This window comes from Enterococcus sp. DIV2419 (genome assembly GCF_051711865.1).
Taxonomy (GTDB): domain Bacteria; phylum Bacillota; class Bacilli; order Lactobacillales; family Enterococcaceae; genus Enterococcus; species Enterococcus faecalis.
On record NZ_JBIONS010000001.1, the window covers coordinates 417964 to 442583 of the forward strand.

Consider the following 24620-nt stretch of genomic DNA (forward strand, 5'->3'; position numbering starts at 1 on the left):
CAATTTAAAAATAACGTTTTTGGAGGAAAAGAATGAAAAAGAAATTTTTAGCAATGATGGCAGTTTCAATGATGGGACTGTTAATGTTAAGTGCTTGTCAAACAAATAAAAAAACAGCAGATTCTGCAACAAAAGAAACAACAGCTAAAACGGAAGTCACAGTCAAAGACACCAATGGTCAATTAACCGTTCCCAAAAATCCTCAGAAAGTCGTTGTTTTTGATAATGGTTCCTTGGATACAATGGACGCACTAGGTGTCGGTGACCGCGTGGTAGGTGCGCCAACCAAAAATATCCCTGCGTATTTAGAAAAATACCAAAAAGTTGAATCAGCAGGCGGCATTAAAGAACCAGATTTAGAAAAAATCAATCAACTAAAACCAGACTTAATTATTATTTCTGGTCGTCAACAAGATTATCAAGAACAATTAAAAGCCATTGCACCAACCATTTACTTAGCTGTAGATGCCAAAAATCCTTGGGCATCAACGAAACAAAATATCGAAACGTTAGGCACTATTTTTGATAAAGAAGAGGTAGCTAAAGAAAAAATAACTGGCTTAGAAAAAGAAATCGCTGACGTGAAAAAACAAGCAGAAGCTAGCGCGAATGATGCGCTTGTTGTGTTAGTTAACGAAGGACAACTTTCCGCTTATGGAAAAGGCTCTCGTTTCGGTTTAATTCATGATACATTTGGCTTCAAAGCAGCAGACGATAAGATTGAAGCTTCCACTCATGGGCAAAGTGTTTCTTACGAATATGTTTTAGAAAAAAATCCTGGGATTCTCTTTGTGGTAGATCGCACCAAAGCAATTGGTGGCGACGATTCAAAAGATAACGTCGCTGCAAACGAATTGATTCAAAAAACCGATGCTGGTAAAAATGATAAAGTCATTATGCTTCAACCAGATGTTTGGTATCTAAGCGGTGGTGGATTAGAATCAATGCATTTGATGATAGAAGATGTTAAAAAAGGATTAGAGTAAAAAAAAGCCTAGGACAAAAATCACTTTGGATTTTTGTCCTAGGCTTAAAAGCTGATAAACGGCGGGAACAAAAGCAACTCCTTCGGAAATAAGCTGAAATTCTCCAAAAATTAAAGAACAATTTTCGGAAATTTCTTCTTATTTCTCGGAGCTAAACACTTCTGTCCCGACCTTCTTGATGAAAAACAAAAAAGTTTTAAATTAAAAATGTGGTTGACGGCCTCGAAAATGTTTGCTAAACTATCCGTAAATCAGTATGATTGATGAAACAAATAAAAGAACAAAATGTGATGAGAAGGAAAGTACTTTTTAAAATAGCTTGCAGAGAGCCTCGTTTGGTGAGAAGAGGTAGTGACGTTAAAGGGGAAAATGGCCTTTGAACAGGTTGGTTGAAGCCGTTTGCTTAAACCAATTCAGGTGCGCCTGTTATAGCGCTACAGTATGATTGTACTGGAAACGAGCGGATCTTTTTTAGCGAAGAGATCAACAAAGGTGGTACCGCGATTGCATAAGCATTCGTCCTTTTTAGGACGAATGCTTTTTTTATTTGTTTAAAAAATATGAGGGGGCAACAACATGAAATTGGGGAAAAAAGTAGTAGGTTTGATTGCAACAGGGTTTCTTTTAGCCGCATGTGGCGGAACCAAAGAAGCGGCAGAGAAAGTAGATTCGGGAAATTTAGCAGCTGAACAAAAAATCAGTATTAGTTCACCTGCACCAATCTCAACATTGGATACAACACAAACAACAGATAAAAATACCTTTACAATGGCACAACATTTATTTGAAGGCCTTTATCGGTTTGATGATGATAGTGCCACGGTGCCAGCTCTAGCTAAAGATGTCAAGATTAGTGACGATGGGCGCAAGTACCACTTTACCTTGCGGGAGGGGATTAAGTGGAGCAACGGCGAGCCAATTACGGCCCAAGATTTTGTTTATTCTTGGAAAAAACTGGTGACACCAGCGACGATTGGACCGAATGCCTATTTACTAGACAGTGTTAAAAATAGTTTTGAAATACGCAACGGTGAAAAGTCAGTCGATGAATTAGGGATTTCAGCCCCTAATGACAAAGAATTCATTGTTGAATTAAAACAGGCCCAACCTTCCTTCTTAGCAGTCGTTTCGATTGCTTGGTTAGCGCCACAAAATCAAAAATTTGTCGAAGCGCAAGGCAAAGATTACGCCTTGGATAGTGAACATTTACTTTATAGTGGGCCATTTACGCTAGCCAATTGGGATGCGACTTCAGATACTTGGACATTGAAAAAAAATCCAGAATACTATGATGCGGATCAAGTGAAACTGGAAGAAGTTGCGGTTAGTACAATCAAAGAAGATAATACTGGGATTAACTTATATCAAGCGAATGAACTAGACTTAGTTCGCATTAACGGACAATATGTTCAACAATATCAAGATGATCCAGGCTATGTCAGTCATCCAGATGTGGCCAACTACTTCTTAGATTTCAACAAAAAAGAAGGAACGCCATTAGCGAATGTTCATTTACGAAAAGCGATTGGCCAAGCAATTGATAAAGAAGCCTTAACACAAAGTGTCTTAAACGATGGGTCAAAACCCCTCAACGGATTGATTCCAAGTAAACTTTATGCGAATCCAGAAACAGATGAAGATTTCCGAGCTTACAGTGGCGAATATTTGAAAAATGACGTCAAAAAAGCCCAAGCTGAATGGACGAAAGCCCAAGCAGATGTCGGTAAAAAAGTGAAACTTTCCTTGCTGGCGGCAGATACAGATCAAGGAAAACGAATTGCTGAATATGTTCAAAGTCAGTTGCAAGAAAATCTGCCAGGTTTAGAAATTACCATTTCATCGCAACCAAGTAATAATGTGAACCAATCGCGACGTGAAAAAAATTATGAGTTGTCTCTTTCAGGATGGATTGCCGGCAGTAGTGAATTAGACTCTTACTTTAACTTATATTCAGGAGAATCAAGTTACAATTATGGCAATTATCATAATGCCAAATACGATCAACTGGTAGAAGATGCACGAACGATTAATGCCAATAATCCAGAGAAACAGTTTGCAGAATACAAAGAAGCGGAAGACATCTTGTTGAACCAAGATGCTGCCCAAGTACCGCTGTATCAAAGTGCCTCAAATTATCTAATCAATCCTAAATTGAAAGGCATTAGTTATCACTTGTATGGGGATTATTTCCACTTGCGCAATGCTTATTTAACAGAATGATTCAGGAAGAAGGAGTAAAAAATGGAAAAATTAGTCGAACGATTTTTAACTTACGTGAAAGTTAACACCCGTTCAGATGCCAACAGTCAAACCACACCGACGACGGTCGGTCAAGTGGTTTTAGCCAAAATGATTGAAACAGAACTTCATGAATTAGGCTTGGCCGATGTGCATTATAACGAACAAAACGGCTTTTTAACGGCACGGTTGCCGGGTAACCAACCTGCAGCGAAGAGTATCGGCTTGATTGCACATCTGGATACGGCGGATTTTTCAGCAGAAAACATCCGTCCCCAAGTCATCACTAATTATGATGGTCAAGATGTCCTCTTGAATCAAGAACAAGGCATCGTTTTATCAGTTGCTGAATTTCCCAATTTAAAAGAATATCAAGGGGAAACGTTGATTACTACAGACGGAACCACACTTTTAGGAGCAGATGACAAAGCGGGAATTGTCGAGATTTTAGCTGCTGTTGAGTATTTTTTGGCACATCCAGAAGTAGCGCGGGGCGATGTTTGGCTCGCCTTCGGTCCAGATGAAGAAATTGGACGCGGGGCCGATCAATTTGATGCACCGAACTTCCCAGTCGCTTTTGCGTATACGATCGACAGTGGCCGTGTGGGGCATTTTGAGTATGAAACGTTTAACGCTGCTCAAGCTGTGATAACAATTGAGGGAACCAGTGTCCATCCGGGAACGGCCTATGGTTCGTTAGTAAATGCCATTAAATTAGGCGAACAACTTGATCAATCACTACCGCAAAAGGAAGTACCAGAACAAACACGTGGAAATGAAGGATTTTATTTACTCAATAAATTTACAGGAAGTATTGAAAAAGCAGAACTTGTCTATATCATTCGGGATCATGATCGAGAAAACTTTCAAGCGAGAAAGCAATTTTTGGAAAAACAAATCCAACGTTTAAATGCGCTGGCGGATAAACCCAGACTAACAATTACTTTCCAAGACCAATACTATAATATGAAGGAAATCATCGAAAAAGATTGGACCCCTGTGGAATTAGCCGTCCAAGCAATGGAAAGTTGTGACATTGAACCAATTATCACACCTTTTCGTGGCGGGACAGATGGTTCTAAGATTTCTTTCATGGGCATTCCCACGCCTAATCTATTTACAGGAGGCGAAAATTTTCACGGGCAATATGAATTCATTACCGTTGAATCAATGGCCAAAGCTGTTCAAACGATCATTGCCATCATTCGCTTAAACGCTAATTAAAGAAACACGCGAGGAAAATGCCGATTTTCCTTGCGTGTTTCGCTATTTTTCGGTAAAGTATGTAGAAAAGTAGGGAGTTTTGCTCATGAATTATCCATTGATTTTTGCAGAAAACCAACGAATTGAAACCGAACGCTTGATTTTAAGACCTGTCACATTAGCCGATGCAGAAGATATGTACGAATATGCTTCAGATGAGGAAACGGTCCGCTATGTGTTCTTGAAAAACCAAACAATCGCTGAAACACGACAAAACATTGCTAAATATTTTATGGGGGAACCTTTAGGAAAATATGGGATTGAAGTGAAAGAAACGGGCAAAATGATTGGCACGATTGATTTGCGGGTCAATGAAACCAATAATGTTGGAGAATTAGGCTATGTCTTGAACCGTGCCTTTTGGGGCAATGGCTACATGCCTGAAGCCGCGACGGAGTTAGTTGAACTGGGTTTTGCAAAAATGAAACTCATGAGAATCTTTGCTTTACATGATCAAGACAATCCAGCTTCTGGTCGTGTCATGGAGAAAATTGGTTTTACCTACGAAGGAACACTGCCCAATGCCCGAATTAGTAAAGGGAAAATTGTCACAGATGTTTATCGTGGGATGACACTGGAAACATGGCAAAATCGACAAAAATAGAAGCGGAAGACAAGTTGAGAGAGGAATTAGAGAAATGTTGATGTTTACAGAAAAAGAATTCGCAGCCTTTGAAGTTGCTGGATTAGATGAACGAATGGCGGTTATCCGTGCGCAAATTCAACCGATTTTTCAAGAATTAGACACGTATTTTGCCGAACAACTAGCGCCTGAACTAGGAACGGAGTTGTTTGTCCATATTGCGCAACATCGCCGTCGCACCGTGTATCCACCAGAAAATACTTGGTCAGCACTTAGTCCGAATAAGCGCGGGTATAAAATGCAGCCGCATTTTCAATTAGGCATTTGGGGCGACTATGTGTTTATGTGGTTGTCATTCATTGATAATCCTAAAAATGAAAAGCAGATTGCGCAAGCCTTTTTAGAGAATCAGCAATTATTCCAAGCATTACCAGAAGATACGTATGTTTCCTTGGATCATACGGTTTCTCAAATTACTCCACTGCCAGAAACGGATTTAGAAAAAGCCTTAACTCGTTTTAGAGATGTAAAAAAAGGTGAGTTTGAAATTGGGCGCATCATTCCCAAAGATAGCGATTTGTGGCAAAATCCTGAAAAAGCACGAGCTTATATGTTGGCAACCTATCAACAACTCCTGCCATTGTACCAATTGGCTATTGCCCAATAAGAGAAACAGACAGTTATTTTATGTTTTAGTGTTATTTTATCGAATTATCCAATCGTCAAAAATGAGAAAAGCTCACAATGTTAGTTTTAACTACTAACATTGTGAGCTTTTCTTTAGTTTAGGTAATGGAAATTTAAGAAATTAAAGATGATTTTTTTGAAAAAGGGGATAGTCTTTACTGTTTTCCCTTGTTTCCTTTAAATAACGTAGCTTAAAAGACACGATATATAAGGAACTTGTTGAAATAAGGGGTATCAACTGGAAAAAACTGTTGTTTTGAAGAGCCTTTTCTTTGCTATCATAGTGGTATATAAAAGGTTGTGAGAGATACTTAAATTCAAAAGGAGGTTTTTCAATGAAAAAAAAGCGTTATTTAATGATTGTGTGTCTACTATCTTCTCCTAGTTTTTTTATAAATGTTGAAGCGTCTGATGGTGGTTCTAGTTCGGTGGGGATTGAATTTTACCAAAATCCGAGAACACCCGCTCCTAAAGATCCCCCACCGAAAACAGATGCGCCAGCTGCTGATCCCAAGGAACCAGCTGGTCCTCTGCAAGGAGATCAACGAAGTGGTGGTTCGACACAGACCACCACAACTGGCTCAACGCTCCCTCGTACAGGGAGCAAGAGTCAGGCAAATTTGAGCATTCTCGGCTTAGTCTTAATTGGCTTGGCGGGAATCGTACATAGAAAGAAGGGACGACATGAAGCAAACTAAGTGGCAACGATTAGCAACCATTGGCTTGTGTAGTTCTTTAGTAATTAACGCCTTTTCTGGTGTGACGGCAGTTGCGGAAACCGTGACGATTGAAAGTAGTCCAACCGCCGAAAGTAGTGCCAAGGAAGAGACGCAAGCAAGTAGCGTGAAGGAAGAAACAACGAAAGCCAGTACGGAAAATAGTCAAGTAACGACTGACACGAGTCAGGAAGAAGAAACGAAAGAAGCGGAACAAAAAGAAAAAACGGAAATCGTTCAAGAAGAAAATATACTTGAACCATCCAGTGTTCAAGCGAAAATTATGCCTAGGGCATTTGTCTGGGCAGCTACAGGGGCAACGAATAAAACTACGGTTCGTCTCAATGATGTAGTTGATTATCGGTTGAAATTTGAAAATATTACAACAGATGACACAAATTCAGATATTGTTGGTCCGATTCGAATTGAATCAAAATTGGCAGCAGGAATGACTAGACCCACTTCAGTTATTATTAAAGTTGGCCCCGAGGAACAAAATGTAGTTCTAGGGGAAGGCTCTCATAATGCCAATAGTGGTGGCGAATATTTTGTTTGGACAGAGTCCACTAGGACGGTCACTGCATTTATTAATCGTCTACACGGGAGAACTTCTGGAAATACTGGGTATATCAAAACGTTGTATTTTCAGACAAGAATTACTTCTGGTATACACAATGAAAAAAAATATATCGATTCCACGATTCGATTTAATGGTTTTGGTGCAGTCAATAGACGAAATGAAATGACATATGTGGATAAATTTGCTGGTAACTTAGGTTTAAAAGGGAGTTTAAAATTTTACGATGAGGATGGACAGTCTAGTAAGGAACAAATGAGCCTTTCCATGAATCCAGTACTATTTAAATCAACCAACTCTAAAGTTGAAGGAACACTGTTAAGATATCCTTTAACTATGACAAACGCTGGCAATGGACTTTATAGTTTTAATACAGGACTAAAAACTGTAGGCACTAGTAATGGGGGTTCGTGGCTTTTCTTTAGTAACGACATTGCGATTAATTTTGCTACAGCTACCACCAATAGAATTGATAAAATTGTGTTAACGCCGCCTAAAACAACATTTCCAGATAGCCGAACAGGTGTGATGACTTCCAGAGCATATACATCAACAACTTATACGAGAAGCAACTATGATATTTCAGCATATAACTTTACTAAAGCGACTGGTAAGACGTGGCGCATAACTAATCTTAATCCTCATAGCGGAGTAAGTACTAATATTATGTTTAGTGACAATCTTGTGGGAACAACAGGACAATTTAATGCAGGAAATAATAGTGCAACGATTACCTACTATATTTATTACAAAAAACTTTATGAGAATTTTGTTAATAGTAGTGGACAAAAAATCGCACCACCCCCGGGATTCACTCAGGGTAAGAAAACAGTTATAAATAGTGAAGCGTACACTTTCAAACAAGCAGGCACCTTACCAGACACCTACACAACAGGTGGTAAAACCTACAAGTTCAAAGGTTGGTACAAAGGTAAAACAAAGCCAAGTACCTTGACAACTACCAAAGCACCAAGCTATGCGGTGACGTATGATGGGAATGATGACTTGAATGTGGTGTATGAGGAAGTAGTCACCAAAACCTATACATTACCTAGCAAAGAAATTACTTTTGGCTATGTAGACGAAAAAGGTAATTTAATCAATCCTGCTAATTTCACATTGAAAGCAACGATGTCTGAAACAACGAAAAGTGGTACAACAACACCTTTTTCAACGATTACAGGAACCAATGTAACGACAACGAATCTTAAAAAATTAACGATTCCACAAAAAGTCTATACCTTACCAGAGTCTGTGGAAGGTACCACATATGGTACACGAAGTGTTACACATGAAATTCCGAAATACTATCGCACCATTTCAATCTCACCAACGGCAACTTATACAGGGGATAAAACGAAATATCCACTTGCGAATGAGGTCAGAAAAGATATTGTAAATCCAAGTACGGTTGTTAGTTCAAGTCCTGGTACAAATGCATATGAATTAGGTAAAACCAGTAATACATCATATAACACCAAACAATATTATTGGAACTGGGATACGACTGAGACACTTTATGCAATGGGTGTTTACTCTGGTAACGTAGGAGCGACTTACAATTTAGCAACCCCAGATAAAACTGTTTATTATTATTTAGAAAACCGCCGTGTTACCGAAAACTTCGTAGCCACAAGCGGTGCCAAAATCACACCGCCCACAGGTTTCACCCAAGGAAAACAAACGGTGATCACAAGTGATGATTATACGTTCAAACAAGCTGGCACCTTACCTGACACCTACAAAGTCGGCACAAAAACTTACAAGTTCAAAGGCTGGTACAAAGGCAAAACCAAACCAAGTGCCTTGACAACTACGAAAGCGCCAAGCTATGCAGTAACGTATGATGATAATGATGACTTGAATGTGGTGTATGAGGAACTAATTCCCAAAGATACGTGGGTTTACCCAGGTTTCCATGCAGAATTTGTCGATGAAAAAGGACAAGCTTTCAATGAACCGTTAACGTTTTCTGGAAACTACACACAGACACTAAGAAAAGCGGTAGACCAGACATATGTGACAACGGGCGCCATGAATCCACTGGTAAGTATTAAAAATACGAATGAAGCCAATGTCTATACTATTACGACCCAATCAAGAGTTAATATTCCAGCAAACTTTGATGAAGTTCCTAGCGATATTTATGATATTCGTAGTTATGCAATCAACGACTGGAATATTACAACGGAACTAAAATATGTGGACAAAATTGAAACAATGAATACCACATTACCTGTTTCTGTGTATCCAGTGGGCTTTGTCGGGACTGACCCAGTGTTTAACAATAGTGCTCCTAGTCAATTAAATGAGTTAGATAAATCCTTTAAAAAAGGAGTAGATAATAAATTTTCAATAAAATCAACATTTGGTGTTGGTAGCTCAATAAACACTATTCCAAGATTATTATTTATAGCTCGTGCGACAGGAAATCCAGAGAATAAGATCGTTTTGGCTGGTTTTGATGGGACACAAGACTTCAAACAAACCATGAATTACAAAGTCACACGGAAACAAGTCACCGAAAACTTCGTAGATGTCAACGGTGCCAAAATTACCGCACCAACAGGCTTCACCCAAGGTAACCAAGTACCAATGAACAGTAACACCTTCAAGTACACAGCGGCACAAGCTTTACCAGCGACGTATACTGCAGGTGGCAAGACTTATACGTTCCAAGGGTGGTATAAAGGGAAAACCAAGCCAAGTACGTTGAACAAAACCACAACACCAACGTTCAATGCGACTTTTGATGGCAATGATGATATGACCGCCATGTATAAGGAAGAAATACCGATGGCTAGTGTCACATTAACTCGACCAAAAGAAGTGATCGATACAAATACCAATGTAATTTGGACAACAACGATCACGAATACTAGCAAAGCACCCTTGCAAAATCTCACCTTGAAAAAAGGGCCCAATTGGTCAGCTGGTCTGACGATCCCAACCTTCATGGAAGTGACACCAGAAGGAGAAACGACAAAATCAATCCCAGTAAATAGTACACTTTGGACAGATGGGGTTTCTTTACCAAATGCCGTTCCTATCGGCAAAAAAGTTTCAGTTGCTTTCACAACTCGCGCAACAGGGAAACCAAACACTGTTTTGAAAGCAGAAGTTGTAGTATTTGGTGGTATTAAAGATAGTGCAGTGGATAACTTCGTGAGAATTCGTCCAAATGATCAAGAAGTAGTTACACCAACGACCGAAGGCTTCATCAGTGTGCCAACCTTCGACTTCGGCCAAGTGGGCGTTGCAGGAAGTAAGCAACAACACAACTTGAAACAAGCCGCGGATTACTACGGTAACGGCACACGGAATCCGTATGTCCGAATTAAGAAAACTCAACCAAATTGGAGCTTAACAGCGCAACTGTCGCAACCGAAATCAGCGACCGACAGCTTGCCTACAGCGACCCGCTTATTACTCGGGGCGGCGCCTGTCTCTAGCTTCGCCAATTACAATTTACCAACCGAGTTGAAAAATGCGGTCGGTACTACGAGTGCCATTAGCTTGACAGCCAACAACACGGCGACGAGTATTATTGCCAACAAGCAATTCACAGGTAGTAATGTTTACCAGTTGGACTTCACCTTCAATAATGTCAAACTTGAAGTGCCAGCCAATCAAGGTGTTAAAGGGCAACAATACAAGGCCGCGGTTACGTGGAATCTTGTGACTGGACCTTAACAAGAATACGTGAATAAAAGCTAAACCGCCCCCAAAAAGTTAGACTTTTTGAGGGCGGTTTATTATTTTTATGGAAAGCCAATTTTATCTAACGGATAATAACGAAAAGTCAAAACACCTTCCACACTCGCTTGTTTAACAAAGCCAAAGTAACGACTGTCATCTGAGCGCGGGCGATTATCCCCCAAGACAAAATACATGCCTTCTGGAACGGTCAGGGATTGGGTGGCTTCTAAGGTCTCTAGCGTAAAATCTTGGGTATAATTTTCATTTTTAGAGACATTTCGTTTAGCACTTGCTAAGTAATCTTCACTGAGTGATACACCATTAATATAGAGGGTATCATCGCGATACTCGACTGTTTCGCCAGGTAAACCAATTAAACGTTTGGCTACTCGTTGGCCGTTGCGAGGACTGGGAAAAGCGATAATATCAAAGCGCTGTGGTTTTTTAATCGAGGTCACCCATAAACGGTCGTTGTTATGAAGTGTTGGTTCCATTGAAGAGCCGTTCACCGCAGCAGGGGAGAAAACATAGTGTCGAATTAGCAAGACAGCGACGACTAACAAAACCAACTGAACCAATCGTTTTAATAATGAGGACATGGACTTCACTCCTTTGTCCTTTTAGTGTACTACAGACAAGGAAAAGAAAAAAGTTTTCCCCTTAAGAAAGGTGTGCTAAAAAACGTTTCATAAAGCGTTGGCGAATTAAAATACCAACATAAGCAGCTGCGACAGCCTTGATGATACCAGGAATAATAAACGGAGCAAACCCGCCAGCGAAAGCGTTTGGCCACGGCAGATTTGCGGAATATTTCAACCAAATCATACCGAAAACTAAGGTAACTAAGGCGCCGGCAATATTTGCGATAATGGCCCAAGTATAGTTAAAGGTTGTTTTTTCTAAAATATAACCAGTTAATAAGCCGTTGAAGATAAAGCCGATTAAATAGCCGCCAGTTGGTCCAAAGAGTACACCGAACCCGCTAGACATCCCAGCGTAAACGGGTAAACCAATTAATCCTAATAAGAAGTAAATTAAAATAGCGTAGGTCCCTGTTCGTTTGCCCAAAACGGTAGCGGTTAAGCCGATGGCAAATGTTTGTCCGGTTAATGGGACAATCCCCAATGGAATTGTAAATTGTGAAAGTACAGCAATAATCACAGCGAATTCTGCTGCTAAAATTAAAGAGCGTAACGATGCTTTATTCATAAGAAGCCTCACTTTCTATTGTTAACCAATTATTTTTATTTGGTTAACAATAGTTTAGCGGAAGTAAACAATTTTGTAAAGAGGGCAAAGAAAAAAACCTTGCCAAGAAAGGCAAGGTTTTGAAAGAAGGTAAGAACCGTAGTTCGACCTTTTGAAATCTTAAAGTTTTTGGTTGTAGTATTCAACGACAAGTGCTTCGTCGATTTCTGGGTAAAGTTCATCACGTTCTGGTAAACGAGTGAAGCTACCTTCTAATTTTTCAGTGTCAAAGCTTACGAATGCTGGACGTCCAACAGTTGCTTCAACCGCTTCTTTAATTGTTGAGATGTTTTGAGATTTTTCACGAACACCAATCACTTGACCAACTTCAACGTGGTATGATGGAATATCAACACGTTTGCCGTCTACAGTGATGTGGCCATGGTTAACTAATTGACGTGCTTGACGACGAGTAGTTGCAAGACCTAAACGGTAAACAACGTTATCTAAGCGTTGTTCTAGTAAAACCATGAAGTTAACACCGTGTTTACCTTCTTTGATTTTGCTTGCTTTAATGAACAACGTACGGAATTGACGTTCGTTCATGCCATACATATGACGTAATTTTTGTTTTTCAGTTAATTGCATTCCGTATTCAGAAACTTTACCACGGCTGTTAGGTCCGTGTTGTCCTGGTTTGTAAGGGCGACGAGCTAGTTCTTTACCAGTACCTGATAAAGAGATACCTAGACGACGAGATACTTTCCATGATGGTCCAGTATAACGAGACATTAAAAATTCCTCCAATAAATAAATGTTTTTTTGGAGTAAAATAATTAGATGAAAAATTCATATTCGTTCAGTTCATTCTTCAACCTTCGCCTTTGCAGCCGCGGTTACGCAGTTGAACCAAGTTTGGCAATGAACTGTTGACGAGTTATTATTCTTCTGCTGCAATTATTTTACACAAAATCTAGTATACTTAATAGGATAGGAAACGTCAAGGTTTTAAAGTGAAATATGAAAAAAAGGTAGACAAAAACACTTTTCCTCATTAGAATAAGGGGAGATGTTTTGAAAATATAAGTTGAAAACGGAATGAAAGGGAGTTTACAATGAAGTCTGGTTCACCATTGTTTGAACAAATTGATAAATCCATCGACAAGAAAGTGAATTTATTCTCAAACAGCTTTTCCCGCTACGCTGTTCGTGCAATGCTTGCTTGTCTATTTTTAACGTTGGGAACAGCCGTTGCTTTTGCAATCGCAATTAAAGGAGAAGGAATTTCTCATGGTTTAGGGAAAATGCTTTACGCCTTCATGTTCAGTTGGTCACTTGTAATGATTTTATATATGAATGCCGAACTTGGTACCTCGAATATGTTGTACATGACTGTTGGGGTCTATCGTAAAAAAGTCAACTTTTCCTTAGCTGCAAAAATTTTATTTACCTGTATCTTATTCAATTTAATTGGTGGCGTCTTGTTTGGTTTCTTGGTATCACTTACGGTGCCGTTCCAAGATTTGCCAAAAGATAGTTTCTTCTTTACATCGATTGCTGGAAAATTAGAAAAAACCACCCTACAGATTTTAGTTGAAGCTATGTTCGCCAATATTGTAGTTAATACAGCCGTATTAGTGAGTATGCGAATGAAAGATGACGCCGGCAAAGTCGCGGCCATTATTTTCATTATCTTTATCTTTGCGTTCCTTGGTTTTGAACACGTGATTGCCAACTTCCCAGCCTTCAGTTTAGCTTACTTTGCTTCGAACGGCGCAATTGAAGCTTTCACAGCTGGTAATGTTGTTCATAATCTGTTCTGGGCCTTTATCGGTAACTTTATCGGTGGTGGCTTAATTATGGGTCTCGGCTATGCCTGGTTAGATAAAGACAACAAAAACTTAACGTATTTTGATTAATTGACCAACCAACTATACTAAAACATGGTACACTGTTTTAGTATAGTTTTTTTATTATAAGGAGCGAAGGAATGGACACACTTCAATTTCAGAAGAACCCAGAAACAGCAGCAAAAATGTCTGCTTATATGAAACATCAATTTGTTTTTGCAGGCATCCCCGCCCCAGAACGTCAAGCGTTAAGTAAACAACTTTTAAAAGAAAGTCATACGTGGCCAAAGGAAAAATTATGCCAAGAGATTGAGGCTTATTATCAAAAAACAGAACGAGAATATCAGTATGTCGCTATTGATTTAGCCCTTCAAAATGTTCGGAGATTTTCATTAGAAGAGGTCGTAGCGTTTAAAGCCTATGTTCCACAAAAAGCGTGGTGGGATAGTGTGGATGCTTGGCGAAAATTTTTTGGGTCGTGGGTGGCGTTGCATCTGACTGAATTGCCAACGATTTTTGCCCTTTTTTATGGCGCTGAAAATTTCTGGAATCGGCGTGTTGCGCTGAATTTACAGTTGATGTTGAAAGAAAAGACCAATCAGGACCTGTTGAAAAAGGCGATTATTTATGATAGAACTACAGAGGAGTTCTTCATTCAAAAAGCGATTGGCTGGTCATTACGCCAATATAGTAAAACGAATCCGCAATGGGTCGAGGAATTGATGAAAGAATTAGTGTTGAGTCCTTTAGCACAACGAGAAGGCAGTAAATATTTAGCGAAAGCGAGCGAATAAGGAGAAATGATGGAAAGAAAACTTTTTGCATTTGATATTGATGGGACGTTGTTAAATTCGGAGAAGAAAGCATTGGATAGCACGAGAGAAGCGCTAGCAAAATTGCGGGAGCAAGGACACTTAGTTACGCTGGCAACTGGCAGAAGTCGTTATATGGCGCAAGAGGTGATTTGGGATTTAGATTTTACCAATTACGTGTTATGTAATGGCGCCGCGGCTTTTGTGGATCATGAGCAATATTATCAAAATTTATTGCACGCTGAAGCGTTGGAACGTTTGGCACAAGACAGTGATCAACGCGGCTTAGGATTTGCTTGTGTGGGCTTAGATGATATTAAGAAGAGCAACCAGCACCGTGCTGAAAAAATGGAAATTGCGATGAACTCTTTTCATTTTCATTCACCTGCTTATGATGAACACTTTTATCGTCAAAATGATATTTACCAAGCGCTGGCTTTTTATGACGCAGAAGATCAGTGTACGTTTGAAGAAGAATACCCAGAATTTCGCTTTATTCGCTGGCATCAACATAGCGTAGATGTTGTGCCTAAAGATGGCTCAAAATCAGCTACGTTAACGTATTTAGCTAAACGTGTGGGCATTGATGCAAAAAATATCATTGCCTTTGGGGATGGCGAAAATGACCGAGAAATGTTAAGTCATGCAGGAATTGGCGTTGCAATGGGCAATGCGAGTCCTTCCATTCAAAAAGTGGCTACGATGGTCACAGATACAAATGATAATGATGGGATTTGGAAAGCCTTAAAAGAAATGAAGGCCATTTAAAAAAACTGCGCCGTTTGTCTGAAAACAAACGGCGCAGTTTTTTTCTTTATTCGATGACTAAAACGCCCTCTTTTAAAGCAAATGGATTTTCTTTGTTAATATGATCGTAGAACATGATGCCATTAATATGATCAATTTCATGTTGAACCACAATCGCTTCGTAGTTTTTTAAACGAACTTTGTGTTTTTCGCCAGCCATGTCAAAATAACTGACGGTAATTTTGTTATGGCGAACGACATACCCAGGTACATCTCGATCGACAGATAAACAGCCTTCCCCTTCACCTAAACATACATCTTGCACAGAATGGCTCAAAATTTTAGGGTTGTACATTACCGTACTTAATGAAGGCGTTTCGTTTTCTGGGTCGTTACTAGGAACATGGACAGCAATAATTCGTTTAGAAATATCTAATTGTGGTGCAGCTAAACCAACGCCACCACGTAATTGTAATTCTTCGGCTTTGACTGGATCTTGACTATTTTTTAAGAAAGTCAACATGTCTTCGCCTAATTGTCGGTCTTCCTCAGTGATAGGGACAGGCACTTCTTCTGCCACAGCACGAAGTGTGGGATTCCCTTCACGAATAATATCTTTCATTGTAATCATTCAATGGTTCCTCCTTTGAAACATAAAAAAATTCTTCTTTTATTTATTCATGCGCTGAAATAATCAGTTGTTTACCACCATTTAGTGTATCACAAAATCACTAAAAAAGGGGCTAGATTGTTTAAAAAAACTATCGAATAATAGAGATTAAGCTTGCATTTTAGCGGTGTTTCCTGTAAAGTAAGCTTGTGTGGAAACACACCATCTATCACTTGGTTTAGCGAGTCACCAACGCTTCACTCAGTGATCAGACGAATGACGAATAATAGAGAAAGAGGTGGAACAAATGGCAATTTCACAAGAAAGAAAAAACGAAATCATTAAAGAATACGCACGTCATGAAGGAGATACTGGTTCTCCAGAAGTACAAATTGCTGTCTTAACTGAAGACATTAACCAATTGAACGAACATGCGCGTACACACAAAAAAGATCACCATTCTTACCGTGGTTTAATGAAAAAAATCGGTCACCGTCGTAACTTGTTAGCTTACTTACGTAAAACTGACATCCAACGTTACCGCGAATTGATCCAACGTTTAGGATTACGTCGTTAATCATTACGTATAAAGCGAGGTTCAATCAGAATCTCGCTTTTTATCTTATTGTCACTATTGAAGGTCCTCTTTGGAAAGTTTTTAGGAACTACTAACCAAATGAAAGAGCAGCAACGACTTGTTACTTTTTCATTTGTTTAGTAGCCGTCTGACTTTTCCAAAGAGCAAGAGTAAAGGAGAAGAATTATGACAGAAAAACAAGTCTTTAAAACAACTTGGGGCGGCCGCCCACTAGAAGTAGAAATCGGCCAATTAGCCAAACAAGCCAATGGAGCTGTCTTAGTACGTTACGGCGATACGGTCGTTTTAAGTGCTGCTGTTGCCTCTAAAGAAGCAAAAGATGTAGACTTTTTCCCATTAACTGTAAACTATGAAGAAAAAATGTATGCGGTAGGAAAAATTCCTGGCGGCTTCATTAAACGTGAAGGTCGTCCAAGTGAACGTGCGACATTAACCGCTCGTTTAATCGACCGTCCTATTCGTCCAATGTTCTCAGAAGGCTTCCGTAACGAAGTCCAAATTACGAACATCGTTATGAGTGTTGATCAAGATTGTACACCAGAAATGGCTGCAATGTTTGGGTCTTCCTTAGCGTTAGCAATTTCAGATATTCCGTTTGATGGACCAATTGCTGGTGTTGACGTTGGCCGTATTAATGGCGAATATGTCTTAAACCCAACGGTAGAACAAGCAGAACAAACAGATATTGAATTAACTGTTGCTGGAACAAAAGAAGCCATCAATATGGTTGAAAGTGGTGCCAAAGAAGTATCAGAAGAAGATATGTTAGGTGCCTTACTTTTCGGTTTTGATGCCATTAAAGAACTAGTGGCGTTCCAAGAAGAAATCGTTGCCGCTGTAGGTAAACCAAAAATGGACGTGGACTTATTACAAGTGGACGCTGATCTTAAAAAAGAAATTTTTGATGCGTACTACAATACAATGAAAACAGCCGTAATGACGGAAGAAAAATTAGCACGTGAAGTTGAAATTGACAAAGTAAAAGATACAGTCAAAGAAGTTTACGCTGAAAAATTTGCGGAACACGAAGAAGAAGCGCAATTACTAAAAGAAGTGAAACAAATTGCGGAAGATCTTGAAAAAGATGTCGTACGTGAGTTAATCACGATCGATAAGATTCGCCCGGATGGCCGTAAATTAGACGAAATTCGTCATTTATCATCAGAAGTAAGTATTTTACCACGTGTGCATGGTTCTGGCTTATTTACTCGGGGTCAAACACAAGCTTTATCCGTTTGTACATTAGCGCCTTTAGGGGAACATCAAATTATCGATGGGTTGGGTGTCCAAGATAGCAAACGTTTCATCCATCATTATAACTTCCCACAATTCTCTGTTGGTTCAACAGGACGCGCGGGCTCACCAGGTCGTCGTGAAATCGGTCACGGTGCGTTAGGTGAACGTGCCTTAGCACAAATTATTCCATCAGAAGAAGACTTCCCTTACACAATCCGCTTAGTGGCAGAAGTGTTAGAATCAAATGGTTCTTCTTCACAAGCAAGTATTTGCGCGGGAACATTAGCATTAATGGATGCGGGTGTGCCAATTAAAGCGCCAGTTGCAGGTATTGCAATGGGTCTTGTTAGTGATGGCGAAAACTATACAATCTTAACAGATATTCAAGGTTTAGAAGATCACCTTGGCGATATGGACTTTAAAGTAGCGGGAACGAAAGACGGAATCACTGCTTTACAAATGGACATCAAAATCCAAGGAATTACAGAACAAATTTTAACGGAAGCATTAGACCAAGCGAAGAAAGCACGGATGGAAATTCTAGAAGAATTAACAACAACGATTGCTGCTCCTCGTGAAGAATTAAGTCAATATGCACCGAAAATTGAAATGATTCAAATTAAACCAGCGAAAATTAAAGATGTCATTGGTAAAGGTGGCGAAACAATCAACAGCATCATTGATGAAACTGGCGTTAAGATTGATATCGATCAAGACGGTAACGTAAGTATTGCTTCATCAGATGCTGAAATGATTAAAAAAGCCATCAAGATTATTGAAGAATTAACCAAAGAAGTCGAAGTCGGTCAAGTTTACTTAGCAAAAGTTGTCCGCATTGAAAAATTTGGTGCGTTTGTTAACCTAATTAAAGGCAAAGATGGCTTGATCCATATTTCTCAATTAGCAAACGAACGTGTGAACAACGTTGAAGATGTCGTGAAATTAGGCGACGAAGTCCTTGTCAAAGTAACTGAAATTGACAAACAAGGCCGTGTCAACGTGTCAAGAAAAGCATTATTAAACGAAGAAAACAAAGAAAAATAATTTCTTTTTAAACCAACGAAAACCAAGGAAGCTTCCTTTCTTTTCGTTGGTTTTTTCGTTGAAAACAAGCCCTAAAAAAGAAATGATAAAAAAAGCTAAAGACGATCGCCAACTCTTTTGTTTATAGTCAATTAGTGGTAAAATTAATACTATCAGTCTGAAGAATATCTGGGGTGTCTTTGTGAAAAAATTTAATCCAAATAAAAATATAATCATTACCTTAATTTTAGTCATTATTTTAGTAACCATTATTAGTTTAACTGCTGCGCAACGTTCTGAAAAAGGCAAAACCAATGTCGTTCAAGGTGGCGTCAATAATAGCGTTAGTATGGTGGACCGTGTGATTTCTTTTCCAGCTCGTGTGGTGGAAAATGGCTTGTCTTCAATGGGCAATTTAATTAACACGTTTAAAGAAAACGAACGTCTAAAAGAAAAAATTGATAGCTATAATGAATTAGCTGTCCAAAACAATAACTATAAACGTGAAATTGATAGTTTAAAACAAGAATTGAATCTGAACGAAACGTTGGCCAACTATGAAAAAGTAACTGCGAATGTCATTACGCGTTCGCCGGATACTTGGCAAGACTTATTAATTATCGATAAAGGAACCAATGACGGCATTGAAGCGGGCATGGCGGTCATGGCGCAAAAAGGGTTAGTGGGGCGTGTCATTGAAGTCAATGCAACGACTGCAAAAGTGGAACTACTAACGTCTAAAAATGTCAACTCGAACCATTTCCCTGTGCGAGTAACTTCCGCAAATGGCGAATCGTTTGGTTTACTTAAAAATTACGACAATAAGACAAATGCATTAATTGTGTCACAATTAACTGGCGATGCCACTCTGAAAGAAGGCGATGTCGTTCAGACTTCTGGCTTAGGTGGTAATTCCCCAGCCGATTTAGCGGTAGGAACAGTTATTAAAGTGAAACCAGATAGTTTTGGTTTAGATCGTGAAGTGTATGTGAAACCTTATGCGGATGTCTATGGTATCTCTGTTGTGACGGTCGTGAAAAGATCGGCAGGGGAAAGCGAATGATTCGGAAAGAGTATTTAAAATACGTCACACCTATTCTCTTGTTTTTCTTAATGTTAATTGATGCTCATTTAACAAAGTCTTTTGAAACGTGGACAAGTAATGTTTACTTTGCCAGTTCTCATCTGTTATTACTTGCGTTTATGTTTGCCGTTCCTAATTTTTCTAAACGTTATTTATTAATTACTTCGTTAATTTTAGGCTTCATTTGCGATAGCTACTACATTGGCATTATCGGGATTTATACAGTCGCACTGACGCTTTCGGTTATGTTGATGTATACATTTAAAGAAGTAATTCAAACAAATTTACTAACTGGTTTTTTTGGGATCGTTATTTTTACCACGTTGTATGAACTGATTGCGGTACTGATTCAAGTGGCCTTTCATTTAGCAGATGTCAGCCCGATTTTATTTATTACGCGTGTGTTGGGCCCTACATTGCTATTGAACATGGTGTGGTATGTTATTTTATCTTATCCACTGAAAAAACTGTTTTCCGTAAAATAAAAATTGAAAATTTTGTTCGTTTGCGAAAAATGCTCATTTGTTAGCATTTTTCGCTTTTTTTATTTTCTTTAAATAACAAAACGATGAGAAGCTTATCCTGGAGACTTGAAGAAAGTTGTGAAAAAAGTGAAGCTTTTTTTTGTCATTTACAAGAAGAAAATTGAAATATTACTGTAACATCCATATTATCTCAGTGACATACAGCTATGCTACAATTGCTCTATCGTTGAAAAAGAGAAATTTATTCAAATTTTAATAAATAATAAAAAAGCTTAACAAAAAAGGATTTTCGGAGGACAACAGATTGAAGAAAAGTGTATTATCGGCTCTAATGGTATGTTCCATTACATTAACAAGCGTAGCGTTGCCATCCGCAGCATTTGCAGATGAATACGATACAAAGATTCAACAACAAGATCAAAAAATTAATGCGTTAACTAGCCAAATGTCAGATGCAGAAGCAAAAGTTGCCGCGATTGAAAATGATATGGTTGAAACGGCCAAACAAATCGATACATTAACAGCTAAAAAGAACAAGCTATCATCAGAAGTATCTAAATTATATAGTGAAATTTCTGATTTGAATGTCCGTATTCAAAAACGTGAAGTACAAATGACAAAACAAGCACGCGATGTCCAAGTGAATGGTCAAAGTGATTCAATTATTGATGCTGTCTTAGATGCAGATTCAGTAGCAGATGCAATTGGTCGCGTTCAAGCGGTCTCAACAATGATGAGCGCCAATAATGAATTACTAGAACAACAAAAAGAAGACAAAGCGACTGTTGAAAAGAAAACAAAGAATGTTGAAAAACAAATTGCTGAATTAGAAGCCGCAACAAAAGAATTAAATGACAAAACAGAATCATTAAAAACATTGAAGATTCAACAAGAAGTGGCTAAAAATGATTTAGAAGCACAACGTTCTGAAGAACAAGGGAAAAAAGACGGCTTCATTAAACAGAAAAAAGAAGCGGAAAAACGTTTAGCAGAAGAACAAGCACGCCAACGTGCAGCTGCTAAAAAAGCAGAAGAACAAGCGGCAGCGCAAGCACAAGCCGCAGCACAAAAAGCGGCAGCAGAGCAAGCGAAAGCAACAAAAGCAGCCAATGAGGCAGCAGCATCAGCCGCTGAAGAAAAAGCCGCAACACCAGCAGTAGAATCATCAACAACTACTGAAAGTACCACAACGCAAGAAACAACAACTTCAAGTACTGAAACAGAAAGTGTTGTAACAACACCTGCAGCAGCACCTGAAAAAGAAAAAGAAGTTCCTGTAACTAACCCAACGACTCCTGAAAAAGGCAATGAAGCAAAACCAGGGAATGGTGGCGTGACTTCAGGAAAACAAGCCGCAATTAATGCAGCTTTAGCAGATGTTGGTAATTCTTATGCAACAGGTTGGAATCAACCAGGCGAATGTTTAGTATCTGTTCGTCGCTGGCTAGCGGCAGGCGGTATTAACTTCGGTTATGGTGGTCCAAACAGTGGCTATGTTGCTTCTGGCGCAACACAAGTTAGCTGGAGTAACGTGCAACCAGGCGATGTTGTTCAATATGAAAGTGCCTATAGTCCAGATAGCTGGATTGGTGGCGTGCATACTGTCTTAGTTACAGGTGTAAGTGGTGGAAGTGTCCAAATCGTTGAAGCGAACAACCCAGGAGGTTCTGGTTATGTTTCTTCTAACTCTAACTGGTCACCAGCACCACCAGCAGGATTCCGCGCTGTTGTATGGCGTTTTCCAGGCTAAATAGTCATCTATTAATAATTGATAACAAGGAGTGGTAACTAACAAAAATCGTTAGTTGCCGCTTTTTTTATTCATTTAATTTTAAATATATGCATAAAATGTATCTGAAAATATTGTAATCTGGCCGTTTTTTTGCAATTATAGAGGTATATACATATTAGGAGCGGAGGAATCAGCATGAGCGGAACGCACGATACAAAACAAGCAATCGCTTCAGCTTTAATAGAATTATGTGAACAAAAGGATTTTCGTAAAATAAGTGTCCAAGATATTACCAAAAAAGTGGGCTTGAATCGCCAAACATTTTATTATCACTTTACAGATAAATATGATTTATTACGTTGGATTTATCGTCACGATGCATTGATTTACTTAGAAACAGATATTTGTTTGGAAAACTGGGAGGAACAAGCCCTGAAGTTATTAAAAGCGATTAAAGAGAAGAGTCATTTTTACTATACAACGGTGACCTCAGATTCAGAAGTTCTTCTTAATGTTTTTTCCGCTTCGACCAATCGCTTATTTATTTCATTATTTGAACAAGTCGATGTTGAGAACCATTTAACAGATAAAGACAAACAATTTTATGCGAATTTCTTTTCTTATGGATGTAGCGGCGTCTTAACGAAATGGATTCTTGAGGAATATCCTCAGACTCCTTTGGAAATGGCGACGCAATTATTCCGTTTAGCGAAAGATACAGAATTTATGGCTTATCATTTGTATGAACAAGAAGCCAATGAGTAATGTGTGAAGGATAAAAAGTTTTATGAAGGAGTGAAACGTTGTGGTAACTGTGTTATTTGTTTGTTTAGGCAATATTTGTCGTTCGCCAATGGCAGAAGCGATTTTTCGTCAGAAAGTCCAACAAGCTGGTTTAGAATCGACTATTCAAGTATTTTCAGCAGCTACTAGTCACTGGGAAGTTGGCAGTCAGCCACATAAGGGAACCAGAAAAATTTTGGAGCAACAAGGAATTTCCTATCAAGGAATGCGGGCGACACAAATCCAGCCAAGTGATTTTAAAAAATATGATTATATCATTGGGATGGATGCGAATAATGTGGCAGATTTAAAAGCATTAGCTCCTCAAGAAGAGCAACGGCGGATTCATTTATTTATGGAAGTTGTGGCTGGTAAAGAAACCATGGACGTACCTGATCCTTATTATACTGGTGATTTTGAGGAAACTTACCGCTTAGTGGAAGCAGGTACCTCTGAATGGTTGAAAAAAATAAAAGCACAGCTGAAAGATTAGGACTATAGTCCGATAGTACTTTCTGTTTCCCCTTGGTACAATAGTGTTAACAAATTGTTCAGGGAAAAAGAGACAGGAGGGAAGTAAGATGAACAGTAGTTATTTATCCTATGTTTTTGAATTGAGTTTGTATTATTTATTGTTGATAATGAGTCTGCCGCTAGTGTATGCTGTCACGTATCATTTATCTTTTAGTAGTATGTATACAAGTGAATGGTTAATGATCTCTGTTTTCTTATCTCCGTTAGTTTTATTATTTGCAGGTATTCGTTATGGTTTTGCTCGTTTGAAACAGCAAGAACGCCAAGCGATGAAATAAAGCAAAAAATCCTTGAAAAGTGTCAAAACTTTTCAAGGATTTTTTTATTAAGCCACCCAATCGGCTAAGGTTTTTTGCTCCAATTGGAAAGCCTTCAACATATCGTCGTTGGCGTCTTTAATAGGCGTCGTTGCTGCTAATGTTCCTTGAACAGCAATTCGCGTCGTTGCTTGTAAATCGCCACAGGTAATTAAGGTAATCATATTTTGACCAGGAACGTCATCAATTAACTCAACACGGGTTGGTTCGATTTTTTCTACAGAAGTTATTTTGTATGTATAAACAGTAGATAAATCAGTGATATAAATGAGTTCGTCTTTTTTGGTTCTTTCTAAAGGTGAAAATAAGGAAACGCCATCTTCCGTTCGATGACTAGCCAAGGCATAATTGTTTTTCCCCATGACTTGATCTTCTTTCATGGTCCCGGCACCAGTTAATAAAGCGACATTTGACAATCCTTTAAAAATGGGCAAATTAATTTCGACACTTGGTATCGCAATGGCACCAATCACAGGTAAGTTTTTGTTTTCAAATTGGGCTTTCATCACCGCTTCTGTGCTCAAGGACTCAACTGAATCAAAGTCAAACGTTGTTTCACGAGCCATATTTTTCTTCACATCGGCTGGTTTCAACTTGCTAACGGCGTACGAGCGGCTATTTTGTTGAACCACCCAACTGCGTATCTGATTGTTAAAAATTAAGGCCAAGCCAATGATAAATAGTAAAACTAATAAACTGTTGATTAACCAATTTTTTCCTCTTTTTTTCTCTTTTGGGCGCATATTCTCCCTCCTTTTAATGTATCAAGTTTACCACAATTTATTTGAAAAACCTATTTATTTTCTTTGGGGAATAGGTAAGCTGGCCGGACCTTAATTTAATAAAAAACAACTGAGCCGATTGATTTTTCA

At 38.9% G+C, this 24620-nt stretch carries 23 protein-coding genes and 1 other annotated feature; of the genes, 18 read left to right on the forward strand and 5 right to left on the reverse strand.

The window, feature by feature from the left end; translation table 11 throughout:
• Positions 1-32 precede the first annotated feature (32 nt).
• The 7 genes from IGI97_RS01965 (at position 33) to IGI97_RS01995 (ending at position 10743) form a co-directional block, all read left to right on the forward strand.
• On the forward strand, positions 33-986 hold the full coding sequence (locus tag IGI97_RS01965) for a siderophore ABC transporter substrate-binding protein (protein ID WP_438737870.1): 954 nt from the start codon (positions 33-35) through the stop codon (positions 984-986).
• Between the two features lie 281 nt (positions 987-1267).
• Positions 1268-1513: a binding site (T-box leader), on the forward strand.
• Between the two features lie 49 nt (positions 1514-1562).
• Positions 1563-3206, forward strand: coding sequence for a peptide ABC transporter substrate-binding protein (locus IGI97_RS01970; protein WP_438737872.1), 1644 nt, complete (start codon positions 1563-1565; stop codon positions 3204-3206).
• A gap of 21 nt (positions 3207-3227) precedes the next feature.
• Positions 3228-4448: a peptidase T gene (pepT, locus tag IGI97_RS01975; RefSeq protein ID WP_048737633.1), complete on the forward strand. Its 1221-nt coding sequence runs from the start codon at positions 3228-3230 to the stop codon at positions 4446-4448.
• A gap of 85 nt (positions 4449-4533) precedes the next feature.
• Positions 4534-5091 (forward strand): GNAT family N-acetyltransferase, encoded by a 558-nt coding sequence (locus tag IGI97_RS01980; RefSeq protein ID WP_438737874.1) that lies wholly within the window; start codon positions 4534-4536, stop codon positions 5089-5091.
• Between the two features lie 34 nt (positions 5092-5125).
• Positions 5126-5737, forward strand: a complete 612-nt coding sequence (locus tag IGI97_RS01985) for a YktB family protein (protein ID WP_002375582.1) — start codon at positions 5126-5128, stop codon at positions 5735-5737.
• 355 nt (positions 5738-6092) lie between these two features.
• Positions 6093-6455, forward strand: coding sequence for an LPXTG cell wall anchor domain-containing protein (locus IGI97_RS01990; protein ID WP_085443609.1), 363 nt, complete (start codon positions 6093-6095; stop codon positions 6453-6455).
• Positions 6442-10743, forward strand: a complete 4302-nt coding sequence (locus IGI97_RS01995; protein ID WP_438737876.1) for a WxL domain-containing protein — start codon at positions 6442-6444, stop codon at positions 10741-10743. Before IGI97_RS01990 ends, IGI97_RS01995 begins: the two co-directional genes overlap by 14 nt.
• 68 nt (positions 10744-10811) lie before the next feature.
• On the opposite strand, the gene lepB is transcribed toward IGI97_RS01995, so the two are convergent.
• The 3 genes from lepB to rpsD form a co-directional block, all read right to left on the reverse strand.
• The gene (lepB, locus tag IGI97_RS02000; protein ID WP_002385230.1) at positions 10812-11348 is read right to left on the reverse strand and encodes a signal peptidase I; all 537 of its coding nucleotides are present in this window, start codon (positions 11346-11348) and stop codon (positions 10812-10814) included.
• Positions 11349-11409: 61 nt separating this feature from the next.
• Entirely contained in the window at positions 11410-11958 is a 549-nt protein-coding gene (locus IGI97_RS02005) for a biotin transporter BioY (RefSeq protein WP_002354975.1), read from the reverse strand.
• Between the two features lie 159 nt (positions 11959-12117).
• Positions 12118-12729: a 30S ribosomal protein S4 gene (rpsD, locus tag IGI97_RS02010; protein ID WP_002365342.1), complete on the reverse strand. Its 612-nt coding sequence runs from the start codon at positions 12727-12729 to the stop codon at positions 12118-12120.
• Positions 12730-13052: 323 nt separating this feature from the next.
• On the opposite strand from rpsD, the gene IGI97_RS02015 reads away from it, so the two are divergent.
• The 3 genes from IGI97_RS02015 to IGI97_RS02025 all read left to right on the forward strand — a co-directional run bounded on the left by IGI97_RS02015 (position 13053) and on the right by IGI97_RS02025 (position 15367).
• A complete protein-coding gene (locus IGI97_RS02015) occupies positions 13053-13856 on the forward strand; it encodes a formate/nitrite transporter family protein (protein ID WP_002365340.1) in 804 nt (267 codons plus the stop codon).
• 71 nt (positions 13857-13927) lie between these two features.
• Entirely contained in the window at positions 13928-14581 is a 654-nt protein-coding gene (locus IGI97_RS02020) for a DNA alkylation repair protein (RefSeq protein ID WP_002354978.1), read from the forward strand.
• Positions 14582-14590: 9 nt separating this feature from the next.
• Complete coding sequence (locus tag IGI97_RS02025; protein ID WP_002361040.1) at positions 14591-15367, forward strand: HAD family hydrolase; 777 nt, start codon at positions 14591-14593, stop codon at positions 15365-15367.
• A gap of 46 nt (positions 15368-15413) precedes the next feature.
• Here the strand turns inward: IGI97_RS02025 and def are convergent, their stop codons facing one another.
• Entirely contained in the window at positions 15414-15977 is a 564-nt protein-coding gene (gene def / locus IGI97_RS02030) for a peptide deformylase (protein WP_002354981.1), read from the reverse strand.
• Positions 15978-16263: 286 nt separating this feature from the next.
• Between def and rpsO the strand changes: the two genes are divergently transcribed.
• From rpsO to IGI97_RS02070, 8 genes are all read left to right on the forward strand, one after another.
• On the forward strand, positions 16264-16533 hold the full coding sequence (gene rpsO / locus IGI97_RS02035; RefSeq protein ID WP_002354983.1) for a 30S ribosomal protein S15: 270 nt from the start codon (positions 16264-16266) through the stop codon (positions 16531-16533).
• A gap of 186 nt (positions 16534-16719) precedes the next feature.
• Entirely contained in the window at positions 16720-18834 is a 2115-nt protein-coding gene (gene pnp / locus IGI97_RS02040) for a polyribonucleotide nucleotidyltransferase (RefSeq protein WP_002367402.1), read from the forward strand.
• Between the two features lie 181 nt (positions 18835-19015).
• Complete coding sequence (gene mreC, locus IGI97_RS02045; RefSeq protein WP_002383273.1) at positions 19016-19876, forward strand: rod shape-determining protein MreC; 861 nt, start codon at positions 19016-19018, stop codon at positions 19874-19876.
• Entirely contained in the window at positions 19873-20382 is a 510-nt protein-coding gene (mreD, locus tag IGI97_RS02050; protein ID WP_002354987.1) for a rod shape-determining protein MreD, read from the forward strand. The genes mreC and mreD overlap by 4 nt, the downstream gene beginning before the upstream one ends.
• A 331-nt stretch (positions 20383-20713) precedes the next feature.
• Positions 20714-22132, forward strand: coding sequence for a CHAP domain-containing protein (locus IGI97_RS02055; protein WP_002390314.1), 1419 nt, complete (start codon positions 20714-20716; stop codon positions 22130-22132).
• Between the two features lie 177 nt (positions 22133-22309).
• Positions 22310-22879, forward strand: a complete 570-nt coding sequence (locus IGI97_RS02060) for a TetR/AcrR family transcriptional regulator (RefSeq protein ID WP_002354991.1) — start codon at positions 22310-22312, stop codon at positions 22877-22879.
• Between the two features lie 40 nt (positions 22880-22919).
• Complete coding sequence (locus IGI97_RS02065; protein ID WP_002378799.1) at positions 22920-23390, forward strand: low molecular weight protein-tyrosine-phosphatase; 471 nt, start codon at positions 22920-22922, stop codon at positions 23388-23390.
• A gap of 88 nt (positions 23391-23478) precedes the next feature.
• Entirely contained in the window at positions 23479-23709 is a 231-nt protein-coding gene (locus tag IGI97_RS02070; protein ID WP_002383277.1) for a hypothetical protein, read from the forward strand.
• A gap of 47 nt (positions 23710-23756) precedes the next feature.
• On the opposite strand, the gene IGI97_RS02075 is transcribed toward IGI97_RS02070, so the two are convergent.
• Complete coding sequence (locus IGI97_RS02075; protein ID WP_002354994.1) at positions 23757-24491, reverse strand: class A sortase; 735 nt, start codon at positions 24489-24491, stop codon at positions 23757-23759.
• Positions 24492-24620 lie beyond the last annotated feature (129 nt).